This window comes from Kitasatospora fiedleri (genome assembly GCF_948472415.1).
Taxonomy (GTDB): domain Bacteria; phylum Actinomycetota; class Actinomycetes; order Streptomycetales; family Streptomycetaceae; genus Kitasatospora; species Kitasatospora fiedleri.
Genome location: NZ_OX419519.1, coordinates 3,408,871 through 3,423,258, shown reverse-complemented (window position 1 = coordinate 3,423,258; position 14,388 = coordinate 3,408,871). Strand labels below are relative to the sequence as shown.

Sequence of the window (14,388 nt, the reverse complement as noted above, 5' to 3'; positions counted from 1 at the left end):
TGATGACCCTGAACCTGACCTGGACCGGCAACCAGTTCCTCGACCCGCGGGAGCAGTCCGAGCAGCTGCGGCTGGCCGCCGACCCGATCGACCTCACCAACAAGGGCGACGTCTGGAGCGAGAACGTCGCCGCCGCCGTCGCCGCCCGGTTCGGCGTCCCCGCCCCGTTCGTCCGGGTCGGCGCCGGGGCCACCCAGCTCATCGACACGCTGCTGCGCAGCGCCTACCGCGGCCTGGTGGTCGACGTCACCCCGAACTTCCACCTCACCGCGACCGTCTCCCGCCAGCAGGGCTGGAACTACCGGGCGGTGCCGGTGCGCGAGCCCGCCGAGCTGCTGCCCGCCCTCGAACCGTTCCTGGACCGGCCCGAGGCGGTGATCGTGCTCTGCTCGCCGCGCAACCCGCTGGGCTACCAGTTCGACCTGGCGGACGTCCGGGCCCTGCTGGAGCGCGCCCGCGGCCTGGTGGTGCTGGACGAGGTCTACGCGGACTTCGCCCCCGCCACCGCGCTCGGCCTGGTGGCGGAGTTCCCCCACCTGGTGGTGGTGCGCACCTTCTCCAAGGCATGGGGGATGGCCAACCTGCGGATCGGCTTCGCGGTCTCGCAGGGCTTCGCCCGTCCGGACTTCCCGTTCTGGCTGATGCCCAACAGCGTCTCCGGCGTCGCCCAGCAGACCGTGCTGCGGCTGCTGGCCGAGCCCGCGGCGGTGGAGGAGAGCGTCCGCCGGGCGCGGGCCGCCCGGGAGACCCTGGCGGCCGCGCTGGCCGCGGTCGAGGGCGTGCGGGTGTGGCCCTCGGACGCCAACTACGTCTGCCTGGAGACCCCCCGCGCCGAGTCGGTCGTCGCGGAGCTGAAAGCGGCGGGCTACCTCACCCGGCTGCTGCACGACCTCCAGGGCTACCCCGCCGACTGGCCGGCCGGGGTGCGGATCAGCGTGCCCCGGGAGACCGAGATCGCGGCGGTGGCGGCCTGCGTCGAGCGGGCCCACGCGGCGGCCCGGACCGCCCCGTGAGCGAGCCGGGCGGCGAGCTCAACGGCGTCCCCTCGATCAGCGCGGACGGCCGGTTCGCCGCCTGGCTGTCCAGCGGCACCGCGGCGGTCCGGCTGGTGCTGCACGACCTGGCGCGGGGCCGGGAGGTACACCGCGGCCGGGTCGGCGCGGCCCGCTGCCGGGCCTTCACCTGGACGCACCTGCCGGGCGTCGGCCTGGCCGAGGCCGAGGCGGACGCGGCCGGCGCCGAGAACTGGGCGCTGCACCTGGTCCGGGTCGAGTCCGGGCAGTGGCAGCGGCTGGGCGACGGCGCCACCCGGATGCGGATCGCCGGGCTCTCCGAGCGGCGCCCCGACCAGGTGGTGGTCGCGGTCGACGCCGCCGAGCCCGGCCACCGCGACTACCTGCGGATCTGCCTGCGCACCGGGGCGGGCACCCCGGTGCTGACCGGCTCCGCGCACGCCGCCGTCTACTTCGACCGGGAGCTGCGGCCCCGGCTCGCCGAGACCGTGCTCCCGGACGGCGCGCGCGAACTGCGCCACCTCGACACCGGGGACGGCGGCCGGCCGGCCCCCGGGGCCCGCTACCTGCACGTGCCGCACGAGGACGCGCTGACCGCCCGGGTGCTCGGGTTCGCCGCCGACCCGGCCCGGCTGCACCTGGTGCTGCCGGACGGCCCGGACGGCGTCCGGCTGGCCGAACTCGACTGCCGCCCCGGCGCGCCCGCGGGCGCGCCGCGCACCCTGCACCGGGTCGCCGGCGGCGACTACGCCGGGGTGCTGACCGGCCCGGACGGCCGGCCGGAGCTGGTCCACGTCGAGCGCGAGCGGCTCGCCTGCGTCCCGCTGGACGGCCGGTGGGCGGACGCGGTGCAGCGGCTGCGGGCCGCGCTGGGCACCGAGCCGGAGGTGCTGGAACGCCGGCCGGGCGCCTGGCTGGTCGCCTCGCACCGCCCGGAGCGGGACGTCCACTACCTGGTGCACGACCCGGACGGCGGCGGCACCCGGCCGCTGTGCGAGGCCCGGCCGGGGCGGGCGCCGCTGCCGGTGGAGTGCCGCCCGGTCGAGGTGCCGCTGCGCGACGGCCGGCGCGCCGTCGGCTACGTCACCCGCCCCACCGGGCCGCGCCCGCCGGACGGCCCGGGCCCGGCGGTGCTGCTGGTGCACGGCGGCCCGTGGCGGCGCAGCCGCTGGCGGTACACCGAGCGGCGGGCCTGGCTGGCCGCCCGCGGCTGCACCGTCATCGAGCCGAACTTCCGCGGCTCCACCGGCTTCGGCTCCGGCTGGATCGCCGCCGCCGACGGGCAGTGGGGCGCCGCGATGCAGGACGACCTGGAGGACACCCTGGACTGGGCGGTCGCCGAGGGGCTGGCCGACCCGGACCGGATCGCCCTGGTCGGCGGCAGCTACGGCGGCTACGCGGTGCTGCAACTGGCCGCCACCACCGACCGTCCGCTGCGCTGCGCGGTGGCCAGCTCGCCGCTGACCGACCTGGTGGGCTTCGTCGCCGAGCCGCCGGCGTTCTGGCGCAGCGCCGCCCCGATGCTGCGGCGCCGGATCGGCGACCCGTCCCGGCCGGAGCAGCGGGCCGCCCTGGCCGAGCGCTCGCCGGTGAACCGGGCCGCCGGGGTGCGCTGCCCGGTGCTGCTGGTGCACGGCGCCAACGACAGCCGGGTGCCGGCCGAGATGGCGACCCGGATGTTCATGGCACTGGCCCGGGCCGACCGGGACGCGACCCTGGCGCTCTTCCCCGACGAGGGCCACGAGGTGGTGACCGCCGCCAACCGGGCCGCCCTGGACGGACTGACCGCCGGGTTCCTGGACCGCTGGCTGCGGCCCGCGCCCGCGCCCGCCCCCGGCGCCCCGGAGCCGGGCCCGGCCCCGGGCAGCACGGTGAAGTTGTTCGACTCCCCCCGGGCCGCGCGCCGGAAGGCGGCCGACCCGCAGAACGAGGAAGCAGACCATGGCCATTCACCTCCTCGGCAGTAACGCGCTGTTGCTGCTGACGCCCAAGACGGGCAGCACCTGGATCCGCCGCAAGATCCGGGAACTCGGCCTCGCCTTCGAGGACGTCGGCGACCCGGGCATGCGCGAGCACGACCTGCTGGCCGACTTCGACCGCTCCGCGTACTCCTTCGTCGGCGCCTTCGTGCGCGACCCGCTGGAGTGGTACCGCTCCTACTGGTCCTACCGGATGGAGAAGGGCTGGCGCCCGCAGTACCCGCTGGACGAGCACTGCGAGAGCGACGACTTCGAGACCTTCGTGCGCCGCGCGGTGACCACCCTGCCGGGCGCCCTGGGCAACATCTACGCCTCCTACGCGGGCGAGCCGGGCGCCGAGGTCGACTTCGTCGGCCGCCAGGAGAACCTCCAGGAGGACTTCGCCCGCTTCCTCGACCTGGCCGGCGAGCGCTTCGACCGCTCGGTGCTGGCGGGCGGCAGCCGGATCAACGCGACGACGATCCGCCCCGACTACCCGGAGGAGCTCAAGGAGCTGATCACCCTCTCCGAGTGGGAGACCATGCGCCGCTTCGGCTACCTCGCCGACCGGCCGGACCCGATCGGGCTGGCCGAGGCGCAGCGGCGCTACCCGCAGGAGGCCAACGACCTGCGGCTGCTGGCGCTGTGGACCGAGAAGATCCACTGGGCGCCGGACGACAAGAAGCGCGAGGCCGGCCGGCCCGTCCCCGCCGACACCCGGTACGCCCGGGTGAACAGCAACTTCGCGCTGTTCGCCGAGCACAAGAAGCAGGACCCCGACTACGCGGGCGAGCGCTACCGGGCCGCCCTGCGGCTGGACCCGGACCACCCCCGCACGCTGTGCAACTACGCCCTGCACCTGGTCGAGCACCGGGACGACGTCGCCGAGGGCCGCCGGCTGATGCTGCGGGCGCTCGCCCTGCGCCCCAACCACCCGCACACCCTGGGCAAGCTGGCCCGGCTGACCGCCGACCGGCTCGGCGACCCGGAGCTGGCCGAGGTGCTCTACCGGCAGAGCCTGGCGGCCAACGCCGCGCAGGCCGAGCTGCGGGCCGAGTTCGCCGGCTTCCTGGCCGGCCGCGGCCGCACCGGGGAGGCGCTGGCCCTGCTGGCCCCGGCGGCCGACCGCCCGGAGGCCGACCGGCTGACCCTGCTCACCCACGCCACCCTGCTGGCCCGCTCCGGCCGGCTCGCCGAGGCCCGGGACTTCCAGCGCCGCGCCGCGGTCGCCACCGCCGCCTAGGAGCCGTCCGGCCGGTCCCGCCGCGGGCCCCGGGCCCGCGCGACCCCACCACCCACGTCAAGGAAGGCAAGGACGATGCACCCGCAGAGCCCGCTGGCCCGGCAGATCCAGGACGAGCGCGTCGAGGGCGCCGGGAAGTCCGTCGAGCAGGTCGCGGCCGAGGCCCGCGAGACGATGGAGAAGAACCGGATCTGCCTGGTCCGCGGCTTCCCGACGGACCCGGACCGCTACCTGGAGTTCCTCGGCCGCTTCGGCGAGCCACTGATGAACTACTCGTCGCTGAGCGCGCTGGAGAAGACCGACCCGCACCCGCAGATCAACCGGGTCAAGTACAAGAAGAAGGTCACCGGCGCCCAGTCGGTGCACTACGTGGCGGGCGGCCTGCGGCCGCACTCGGCCCGGTCCTGGCGCTCGCCGCGGCCCTCGCACTTCGCGATGCTGATGGTCGAGCCGGGCTGGCGGGAGGCCCCGGCCGGGGAGCGCGGCGAGTCCGTGGTGCTGTGCTGGAACGAGCTGTTCACCCGGCTCGCCGAACGGGACGGCGAGGTCTTCGAGCGGCACTTCGCCCGGCTCGCGGGCACCCCGCTCACCTTCGAGGCGAACAACGTCCGCGAGGAGCTCAGCGACCTGCCGCTGCTCTACCCGCTGCCGGACGCCCGCGGCCCGTACGACGTGGGCGTGCGGCTCAAGCAGGACCTGCTCGCCAAGGTCGAGGCGATGGGCGGGCGGGTCCCGGAGTTCGAGGAGTACCGCGAGTCGCTGGCGTACCTGATGGAGGCGAGCGCGGACGAGGCGTTCTTCGCCTGCTTCCCGCTGGAGCGCGGTGACCTGCTGCTGCTCGACAACCACCGCTTCGCGCACGGCCGGCTCCGGATCGTCGGCGAGTACGAGGCCGACGGCGAGGTCCGGTCGAACAACCGCGAGCTGTGGAGCGTCACCGTTCACTGAGGACTCCGCCCGGAGCCCTCCCGTCCCGAAGGAAGCGAGCACATGAGCACTCCCGACGACACCCCCCGCACCGAGGAGCAGGCCGACCTGGACGCGGTCTGCGCCGAGCTCCAGGGCGAGCTGGACGCGCTGATGGGCGGGGCCGGCACCGACGCGGCGGCCCGGTCGCTGGACACCGCGGTGGCCTCGCTCAAGGAGGTCGAGCAGCGCAACGTCTCGTCCGTCCAGCTGGTCGCCCTGCACGCGGGCTGACCGCGCCCGGACGACCGCCCGCGCCGCCCGGCGCCCGGGCGGTCGTCCGGTGTCCGGACACCGCCGGCTCTACACTGTCGGCGCAGCAGATCACCACCAGGAAGTCGGTTTCCGTCATGTCTCTCATCGGCAGGCACGTCCTCTCCAGCGACCTCTTCGACCGGGACGAACTGGAGCGCCTCTTCGCCCTGGCGGACCTGCTGGCCCCGGTGGCCCGGGGCCGCGAGGTGGTGCGGGTGCTGGAGGGCGCGGTGATGGCGAGCCTGTTCTTCGAGGCCAGCACCCGGACCAGGCTCAGCTGCGAGTCCGCGTTCTCCCGGCTGGGCGGCTCGGTGATCTCCAGCACCGGCGCGGAGATCATGTCGATCTCCAAGGGCGAGTCGCTGGCCGACACCAGCCGGGTGGTCAGCGGCTACAGCGACCTGATCGTGATGCGCCACCCCGAGGAGAGCGCCGTCCACGAGTTCGCGGCGGCCACCAACGTCCCGGTGGTCAACGGCGGCAACGGGGCGGGCGAGCACCCGACCCAGGCCCTGCTGGACATGTACACCCTGCACCGGGAGTTCTCCCGCACCGGCCGCTCCATGGACGGCCGCCGGATCGCCCTGGTCGGCGACCTGCGGCACGGCCGCACGGTGCACTCGCTGATCAAGCTGGTCTCGCTGTACCGGGACCTGACCATCGTCTGCGTCGCCCCCGGCCCGCTCGGGATGCCCGCCGAACTGCTGGAGCTGGCCGAGGGCCGCGGCCACCGGATCGAGCTGAGCGACCGTCCGGAGAGCGGCCTCAAGGACGCCGACCTGGTCTACGCGACCCGCCTGCAGACCGAGCGCTTCGCCGACCAGCCGCTGCCGTACAGCGACGAGTTCCGGATCGACAGGGCGCTGGTCGCCCGGGCCTGCCGGGAGGACGCGGTGATCATGCACCCGCTGCCCCGCGACAGCCGCCCCGGCTCCAACGACCTGGCCACCGACCTGAACCGGGACCACCGGCTGGCGATCTTCCGGCAGACCGACGCGGGCATCCCGATGCGGATGGCGCTGTTCGCCTCCGTCCTGGGCGTCGCCGACCAGGTGCCCGGCGCGCTCCGCCCGGCGACCTGGTTCCAGCCCGAGTACACCGGGCCGGACGACGCCCCGTTCTACCGGAACCCCGCCTCCTGACGGCCCGGTAGCCGCGACAACAGCACACGCAAGCCCTCCTGGAACGCCGGGGCGGGCCGGTCACCGACCGGCCCGCCCCGGCGTTCTCCGGTTCCGCGACGAGGAAAGCCATGAACGTTCCTGTGAGAAGCGGCGGCGGAGACTTCGCCGTGTACCGGACCCCGCTGGTCTCGGTCACGATGGCCAGCACGTTCGTCCTGAAGCTGGTCTCCTTCCTGTGCATCCCGTTCATGACGATCTACCTGAGCCGGACCGTCGACGCCCCGCCCTACGTGATCGGCGCGATCGTCGGGCTCAGCCAGATCGGCTCGCTCGGCGCGGGCTTCGTCAGCGGCGTGCTCGCCGACCGGGTCGGCAAGCGGCGGGTGCTGCTGGTGGGGCTGTTCGGCAGCTCCGCGGTCTTCCTGCTGTTCTTCCTGACCGCGACCTTCCTGCGCGCGACGGTGGCCTTCCCGGTGCTGTTCGCGCTGCTGAACACCGGCTACGGGATGATGTCGGCGTTCTTCTGGCCGGTCACCCAGGTGATGATGGCCGACAGCCTGCCCGCCGAGCGCCGGCCGACGGTGTTCCGGCACCGCTACGTGCTGACCAACTGCGCGGTGGCGATCGGCCCGCCGGTCGGCGCCTTCCTCGGGATCGCCTCCGCCCGGGCCGCGTTCGTCGTCTCCGGCAGCTGCTACCTGGCCTTCTCGCTGGCCTTCTGGTGGCTGACCCGGGGCACCGAGCTCGGGGCGGCCACCGCGCCGTCCGAGCGCCGCAGCCTGGGCGGCGCGCTCCGGGTGCTCGGTGCGGACCGGACGTTCCGCGGGCTGACCCTGTCGATGGTGCTGTTCGCGCTGGCCTACTGCCAGATCGAGTCGAACCTGTCCGCGGTGGTCAGCCGGGGCTTCGCCGACGGCGTGCGGTTCTTCTCGGTGCTGCTGACGGTGAACGCGGTCGCGGTGATCGCCCTCCAGCCGCCCGCCACCGCGATCGCCAAGCGGCTCAGCCCCCGGCGGACCATCCAGCTGGGCAACGGGCTGTTCGCCGCGGTCTGCCTGGCCTTCTGCTTCGTCGAGTTCAGCAAGGCCGGCCTGGTCGCCCTGGTGGTCCTGGTCAGCATGGCCGAGGTGCTGGTGGTGCCGACGGTCAGCGTGGTGGTCGACGAGCTGGCGCCGCCCGGCCTGCGCGGCACCTACTTCGGGGCGTCCACCCTGCGCAACCTCGGCCTCGGCGTCGGCCCGGCGGCGGGCGGCCTGGTGCTGGCCTGGGCCGACCGGTCGCTGCTGTTCGCGGCCATGGGCCTGTGCGCCCTGGCGGCCTGGGCCGTCATCCACCTCACACTCAAGGAGAACCCCGGTGCGAATCCTGGTCCTTCACCAGAACCTGTTTGACCGGCTCGGCTACGAGCGGGCCATCGACCACGAGGCGCACGACGTCACCTACGCGGGCGCGCCCGAGTACCTCGACAACATCCCGGACCGGATTCGCTGCGAGAAGTTCCCCTGGGACCCGGCCCGGGACGTCGCCGAACAGCTTCGCCCGCTGCTCGCCGCCACCCCGCACCAACGCGTCCTGGCCCGGCACGAGAAGCTGATCACCCCGGCGGCCGAGCTGCGCGCCGAGTTCGACATTCCGGGCCAACTCCCGGACACCGCACGGAACTTCCGCGACAAGCTGGCGATGAAGAGTGCCGTCGCCGCGGCCGGCCTGCGGGTGCCCCGCCACCTGCCCGCCGACGCCCTCCCCGACACCGCCCCCTGGCCGGGCCGCACCGTGCTCAAGCCCCGGGACGGCTCCGGCAGCCAGGGCGTCCGGGTCTTCGACTCCTACGCCGACGCCGCCGCCCACCTCCGCGCCCAGGACGACCCGCGGGCCGCCGCCCGCCTCGAACTGGAGGAGTATGTCGACGGCCCGATCTGGCACGTCGACGGCTTCCTCTTCCGGGGCGAACCCGTGATCGTCCAGCCCTCCCGCTACATCGGCACGCCGCTCGGCTTCGAGCGCGGCGAACCGGTCGGCACCGTCCAGCGCGACGACCCCGCCCTCGCCGACTGGGCGGTGCGCTGCGTCCGCGCCCTGGGCGGCGAGACGCTCACCTTCCACCTGGAGGCGATCGAGACCGCCGACGGCCCGGTCTTCCTGGAGGCCGCGGCCCGCTGCGGCGGCGGCTACATCGTCCGCGCCACCGAACTGCGCACCGGCGCCTACCTGCACACCCTCGACATGGCCTCGGACGTCGACGACGCCCTCGCCGAACGCTTCATCGGCCCGGCCCGCGCCGACCTCCACCACGGCTTCTTCCTCTACCCCGGCCACGTCCACGGCTCCGCCCCCGTCACCGTGCGGGTCGCCGACGGCCTGCTGGACGACCCGGTGCTGACCGGCCACCGCCTGGCGCCCCCCGGCACCCGCTGCCCCAGCGCCCCCTCCTACCGCCCCGAGAACCTCCCGCTGTCCGGCACGGTCGCCCACCCCGACCCCGACGCGGCGGAGACCTGGATACGGCGGCTGTTCGCCCGCACCACCGTGCACGTCCACCACCCCGCCGCCGAGGCGTACGACGGGACGGCCGCCGGCCCCGAGGACCACGAACTCGCCCACCGGCTCGCCGAACAGGCCGGCGAACTGCTGCTGGGCCTGCGCACCGAGACCGCCCTGGCCGACCCCGGCAGCCTCAAGGACCTCGGCGACGCCCGCTCGCACGCCTTCCTGACCGCCGAACTCGCCCGGCACCGCCCGCAGGACGCCGTCCTCTCCGAGGAGGGCGTCGCCGACCCGGCCCGGCTCGACGCCCACCGGGTGTGGATCGTCGACCCGCTGGACGGCACCCGCGAGTACGCCGAGGCCGGCCGCGCCGACTGGGCGGTGCACGTCGCGCTCTGGGTCGACGGCCGGCTGGCCGCCGGAGCGGTCGCCCTGCCCGCCCGCGGCACCACCCTCTCCACCGCCCGCCCGCACCCGGCGGCCGACCCCACCGCCCGCGACCTGCTCGGCAGCCGCACCCGGCCCCCGGCCTTCCTCGCCCGGGTCGCCGCCCGGGTCGGCTCCGACCTGGTCGGCATGGGCTCGGCCGGTGCCAAGAGCGCCGCCGTCCTGCTCGGCGAGGCCCGTGCCTACGTCCACGCCGGCGGCCAGTACGAGTGGGACTCCGCCGCCCCGGCCGCCGTCGCGCTGGCTGCCGGGTACCACGTCTCCCGCCTGGACGGCTCCCCGATGCGCTACAACCAGGCCGACCCCTACCTGCCCGACCTGCTGGTCTGCCGCACCGAGGACGCCCCGGTCCTGCTGGCGGCGATCGCCGTCGAGACCGCCGCCGAGACCCCCGCCGAGGACCGCCCGTGACCGCGCCGGCACCCGTCCAGCGCGGCGCCACCGTGTGGCTGACCGGCCTGCCCAGTGCGGGCAAGACCACCCTCGCGTGCGCGCTGGCCGAGCGGCTGCGGGCCGAGGGGCACCGGGTCGAGGTGCTGGACGGTGACGAGATCCGCGAGTTCCTCTCCCAGGGCCTCGGGTTCAGCCGCGAGGACCGGCACACCAACGTCACCCGGATCGGTTTCGTCGCCCAGAAGCTCGCCGCCAACGGCGTCAAGGTGCTCGCCCCGGTGATCGCCCCGTTCGCCGACTCCCGCGACGCCGTGCGCGCACGACACGCGGCGAACGGCACACCGTTCCTGGAAGTGCACGTGGCCACGCCCGTCGACGTCTGCTCCGCGCGGGACGTCAAGGGCCTCTACGCCAAGCAGGCCGCCGGCGAGCTCTCCGGACTGACCGGAGTGGACGACCCGTACGAGGTGCCGGAGAACCCGGACCTGCGGCTGCGCACCGAAGGCCGCACCACGGCCGACACCGTCACCGAACTGCACCGACTCCTCATCCGGAAGGGACTGGTATGACGACCGCGACCCCCGCCCCCGTCCTGCGCACCGCCCACCTGGACGCCCTCGAAGCGGAGTCGGTGCACATCTTCCGCGAGGTGGCGGGCGAGTTCGAGCGGCCGGTGATCCTGTTCTCCGGCGGCAAGGACTCCATCGTGATGCTCCACCTCGCACTGAAGGCCTTCGCCCCCGCGCCGGTGCCCTTCGCTCTCCTGCACGTCGACACCGGCCACAACTTCCCCGAAGTCCTGGACTACCGCGACCGCACCGTCGCCCGGCACCACCTGCGGCTGCACGTCGCCTCCGTGCAGGACTACATCGACCGCGGCCTGCTGCGCGAACGCCCCGACGGCACCCGCAACCCCCTCCAGACCGTCCCCCTCCTCGACGCCATCGAGCGGGGCAAGTTCGACGCCGTCTTCGGCGGCGGGCGCCGCGACGAGGAGAAGGCCCGCGCCAAGGAACGCGTCTTCTCCCTGCGCGACGAGTTCGGCGCCTGGGACCCGCGCCGCCAGCGCCCCGAACTGTGGTCCCTCTACAACGGCCGCCACGCCGTGGGCGAGCACGTCCGGGTCTTCCCGCTCTCCAACTGGACCGAACTCGACGTGTGGCAGTACATCGAGCGCGAGGGCATCGAGCTCCCGGAGATCTACTACGCCCACCGGCGCGAGGTGTTCCGGCGCGACGGCATGTGGCTGACCGCGGGCGAGTGGGGCGGCCCGAAGGAGAGCGAGACGGTCGAGACCCGCCTGGTGCGCTACCGCACCGTGGGCGACATGTCCTGCACCGGCGCCGTCGACTCCGACGCCACCACCATCGAGGCCGTGATCACCGAGATCGCCGCCTCCCGCCTCACCGAACGAGGGGCGACGCGCGCCGACGACAAGATGTCCGAGGCCGCCATGGAGGACCGCAAGCGCGAGGGGTACTTCTAACCATGACGACACAGACCACCGCCTCGCTGCTGCGCTTCGCCACCGCCGGGTCCGTGGACGACGGCAAGTCCACCCTGGTGGGCCGGCTGCTGCACGACTCCAAATCCGTGCTCGCCGACCAACTGGAGGCCGTCGAGCACGCCTCGCGCCGCCGCGGCCAGGAGGCCCCCGACCTGGCGCTGCTCACCGACGGCCTGCGCGCCGAACGCGAACAGGGCATCACCATCGACGTCGCCTACCGCTACTTCGCCACCACCCGACGCCGCTTCATCCTCGCCGACACCCCCGGCCACGTGCAGTACACCCGCAACATGGTCACCGGCGCCTCCACCGCCGAACTCGCCGTCGTCCTCGTCGACGCCCGCAACGGCGTGGTCGAGCAGACCCGCCGCCACGCCGCGGTCGCCGCCCTGCTGCGCGTCCCGCACGTGGTGCTGGCCGTCAACAAGATGGACCTCGTCGACTACGCCGAACCCGTCTTCGCGACCATCGCCGAACAGTTCACCGCCTACGCCGCCTCGCTCGGCGTCAAGGACGTCGTCGCCATCCCGATCTCGGCGCTGGCCGGCGACAACGTGGTCGAGCCCTCGGCCGCGATGGACTGGTACGGCGGCCCCACCCTGCTGGAGCACCTGGAGACCGTGCCCGTCGGCATCGACCCGGCCGCCGAGCCGGCCCGCTTCCCGGTCCAGTACGTGATCCGGCCGCAGAGCGAGGAGTTCCACGACTACCGCGGCTATGCCGGCCAGCTGGCCTCCGGCGTCCTGCGCGTCGGTGACGCGGTGACGGTGCTGCCCTCGGGCCACACCACCACCGTCGCGGCGATCGACGCGCTCGGCACCCCCACCGAGATCGCCTGGGCCCCGCAGTCGGTGACGGTCCGCCTCGCGGACGACATCGACATCTCCCGCGGCGACCTGATCGCGGCCGGCCGGCCCCCCGCCCCCACCAAGGACGTCGAGGCCACCGTCTGCCACCTCAACGAACGCCCCCTGCACGTCGGCGCCAAAGTGCTCCTCAAACACACCACCCGCACCGTGCGTGCCCTCGTCAAGGACATCGGCTACCGCATCGACATCGACACCCTCCACCAGCGCCCCGCCACCGACGGACTGCACGTCAACGACATCGGCCACGTACTCCTGCGCACCGCCGAACCCCTGGCCCTGGACGACTACACCACCAACCGCCGCACCGGCTCGTTCATCCTGATCGACCCGACCGACGGCACCACCCTCACCGCCGGCATGGCCGGTTCGACCGCGGAGGAATGGACCCGCCATGCCTGACGTCGATCTGTTCCGGCTGCTGGCCGGACTGGTGCTGCTGCTGATGTCGGCGCACCTGCTGGGCAGGGTGTTCGCCCGCTTCCGCCAACCCCCGGTGATCGGTGAGATCGTCGGGGGTCTGTTGTTCGGGCCCTCGCTGTTCGGCCTGCTGGCCCCGCACGCCCAGGGCTGGCTGTTCCCGCGGACCGGTCCGGCGGCGTCCGGGCTGGCGCTGGTCTACCAGCTCGGCACGCTGCTGCTGATGTTCCTGGCCGGGGCGCAGATGCGGGCGGTGTTCTCCCGGCGCGACGGCCGGACGGTGGGCCTGGTGGCCGTGGTCGGGATGGTGGTGCCGTTCGCCTTCGGGCTGGGGCTCGCGCCGTTCCTCGACCTGGGGCGGGTGGTCGGCCCGGCGGGGGACCGGGCGGCGCTGACCCTGGTGCTGGCCTGCGCGGTGGCGATCACCAGCATTCCGGTGATCTCCCGGATCATGCTCGACCTGGGCATCCTCGGCACCGACTTCGCCCGGGTGGTGCTCTCGGTGGCGGTCCTGGAGGACATCGCGCTCAACGTGGTGATCTCGGTGGCGCTCGGCATGGTGAACGACGGGCGGCACGACAGCTTCGGGGCGGCGGCGCTGCTCGGGGTCGGCGACGGCCCGGCCGCGCTGGCCTACCACGCACTGGCGCCGGTGGTGCTGTTCGCGCTGATGGCGGCGGTCGGGGTGGCGGTGCGCCGCCGGACGGCCACCGCGGGTCGCCGGGCGGGCGGGGTGGCCGTCCAGCTGTCGGCGGTGCTGGCGGCGTCCGCGGGCTGCCTGTTCGCCGGGATCACCCCGATGTACGGTGCCTTCCTGGTCGGCCTGGTGGCCGGCTGGGGCGGGGCGGTGCGGGGCGCGGGGGAGGAGCCCGCGCGGGCGGTGCACGCCTTCGCCGCGAACTTCTTCATCCCGGTGTACTTCGCCGTGGTGGGCCTGAAGCTCGACCTGGTGCACTCCTTCGACCCGCTGCTCACCGTGCTGTTCATCGCCTTCGCCTGCGTGGTGAAGGCGGGCAGCGTGTACGCGGGGGCCCGCTGGTCGGGCTGTCCGCCGGTGCGCTCGGCCAACCTGGCGGTGGCGATGAACGCCCGGGGCGGCCCGGGCATCGTCCTGGCCACGCTGGCGTACGACGCGGACATCATCAACGCGACGCTGTTCACCACCCTGGTGCTGACCGCGGTCGTCACCTCGCTGATGGCCGGCGGCTGGCTCGAACGGGCGGTCTCCCGGGGGCAGTTGGCGACGGACCGGCCGGTGGCCGGGGAGCCCGTCGCGGTCCGGGCGGGTGCGGCATGAGGCCGGCCCCCGTCTGCACCTGCCTGCCGGGCGCGACCCTCTGGCTGGCGGACGCCCGGGAGCACGACGCCGGGGCGGAGCTCGCCGCGCTGCTGCGCACCGGGCACCACCGCCGGGCCGAGTTCCTCCCGGTGTTCCCGCCGCTGCCGGGGGAGGACCCGGCCGGGGCCGTCCGGCGCACCGGGATGGTGGCCGAGATCCTCGCCCGCAACGGGGTCCTGGCGGTGGTGGCCGGCGCCGGCCCCGAGCCGTCCGGGCTGGCCGAGGTGCGCGAGCGCCACCGGCTGTCCGGCACCGCCTTCCTCGCCCCGGCCGCCGGGCCCGGCCCCGCGCCCACGGTCGACGCCCTGCTCGCCCTGCTCGGCGCGCACCACCTGGTCCGCCGCACCTGACCCCCCGTCCCAGGAGCCAGCAC

General features: G+C 74.4%; 13 protein-coding genes. All 13 read left to right on the top strand.

The genetic code is table 11. The features are described from left to right. Window positions 1-2: 2 nt before the first annotated feature. The 13 genes from QMQ26_RS15785 to QMQ26_RS15725 all read left to right on the top strand — a co-directional run bounded on the left by QMQ26_RS15785 (window position 3) and on the right by QMQ26_RS15725 (window position 14,365). Window positions 3-1,013, top strand: coding sequence for a pyridoxal phosphate-dependent aminotransferase (locus QMQ26_RS15785; RefSeq protein ID WP_282206078.1), 1,011 nt, complete (start codon window positions 3-5; stop codon window positions 1,011-1,013). Next, complete coding sequence (locus QMQ26_RS15780; RefSeq protein WP_282206077.1) at window positions 1,010-2,980, top strand: alpha/beta hydrolase family protein; 1,971 nt, start codon at window positions 1,010-1,012, stop codon at window positions 2,978-2,980. Before QMQ26_RS15785 ends, QMQ26_RS15780 begins: the two co-directional genes overlap by 4 nt. Next, window positions 2,955-4,214 (top strand): tetratricopeptide repeat protein, encoded by a 1,260-nt coding sequence (locus tag QMQ26_RS15775; RefSeq protein ID WP_282206076.1) that lies wholly within the window; start codon window positions 2,955-2,957, stop codon window positions 4,212-4,214. Before QMQ26_RS15780 ends, QMQ26_RS15775 begins: the two co-directional genes overlap by 26 nt. A gap of 75 nt (window positions 4,215-4,289) precedes the next feature. Then, on the top strand, window positions 4,290-5,162 hold the full coding sequence (locus tag QMQ26_RS15770) for a TauD/TfdA family dioxygenase (RefSeq protein ID WP_282206075.1): 873 nt from the start codon (window positions 4,290-4,292) through the stop codon (window positions 5,160-5,162). Window positions 5,163-5,204: 42 nt separating this feature from the next. Further along, complete coding sequence (locus tag QMQ26_RS15765) at window positions 5,205-5,414, top strand: hypothetical protein (protein WP_282206074.1); 210 nt, start codon at window positions 5,205-5,207, stop codon at window positions 5,412-5,414. Window positions 5,415-5,530: 116 nt separating this feature from the next. Further along, on the top strand, window positions 5,531-6,577 hold the full coding sequence (gene pyrB / locus QMQ26_RS15760; RefSeq protein WP_100837654.1) for an aspartate carbamoyltransferase: 1,047 nt from the start codon (window positions 5,531-5,533) through the stop codon (window positions 6,575-6,577). A gap of 110 nt (window positions 6,578-6,687) precedes the next feature. Further along, entirely contained in the window at window positions 6,688-7,950 is a 1,263-nt protein-coding gene (locus tag QMQ26_RS15755) for an MFS transporter (RefSeq protein WP_100837655.1), read from the top strand. Further along, the gene (locus tag QMQ26_RS15750; protein WP_282206073.1) at window positions 7,916-9,901 is read left to right on the top strand and encodes an inositol monophosphatase family protein; all 1,986 of its coding nucleotides are present in this window, start codon (window positions 7,916-7,918) and stop codon (window positions 9,899-9,901) included. Before QMQ26_RS15755 ends, QMQ26_RS15750 begins: the two co-directional genes overlap by 35 nt. Beyond that, on the top strand, window positions 9,898-10,452 hold the full coding sequence (cysC, locus tag QMQ26_RS15745; RefSeq protein WP_282206072.1) for an adenylyl-sulfate kinase: 555 nt from the start codon (window positions 9,898-9,900) through the stop codon (window positions 10,450-10,452). Before QMQ26_RS15750 ends, cysC begins: the two co-directional genes overlap by 4 nt. Beyond that, on the top strand, window positions 10,449-11,369 hold the full coding sequence (gene cysD, locus QMQ26_RS15740; protein WP_282206071.1) for a sulfate adenylyltransferase subunit CysD: 921 nt from the start codon (window positions 10,449-10,451) through the stop codon (window positions 11,367-11,369). Before cysC ends, cysD begins: the two co-directional genes overlap by 4 nt. A 2-nt stretch (window positions 11,370-11,371) precedes the next feature. Continuing rightward, window positions 11,372-12,658, top strand: coding sequence for a sulfate adenylyltransferase subunit 1 (locus tag QMQ26_RS15735; protein ID WP_282206070.1), 1,287 nt, complete (start codon window positions 11,372-11,374; stop codon window positions 12,656-12,658). Further along, entirely contained in the window at window positions 12,651-13,973 is a 1,323-nt protein-coding gene (locus tag QMQ26_RS15730) for a cation:proton antiporter (RefSeq protein WP_282206069.1), read from the top strand. Before QMQ26_RS15735 ends, QMQ26_RS15730 begins: the two co-directional genes overlap by 8 nt. Further along, window positions 13,970-14,365 (top strand): P-loop NTPase family protein, encoded by a 396-nt coding sequence (locus tag QMQ26_RS15725; protein WP_100837660.1) that lies wholly within the window; start codon window positions 13,970-13,972, stop codon window positions 14,363-14,365. Before QMQ26_RS15730 ends, QMQ26_RS15725 begins: the two co-directional genes overlap by 4 nt. The last annotated feature ends 23 nt before the right edge of the window (window positions 14,366-14,388 follow it).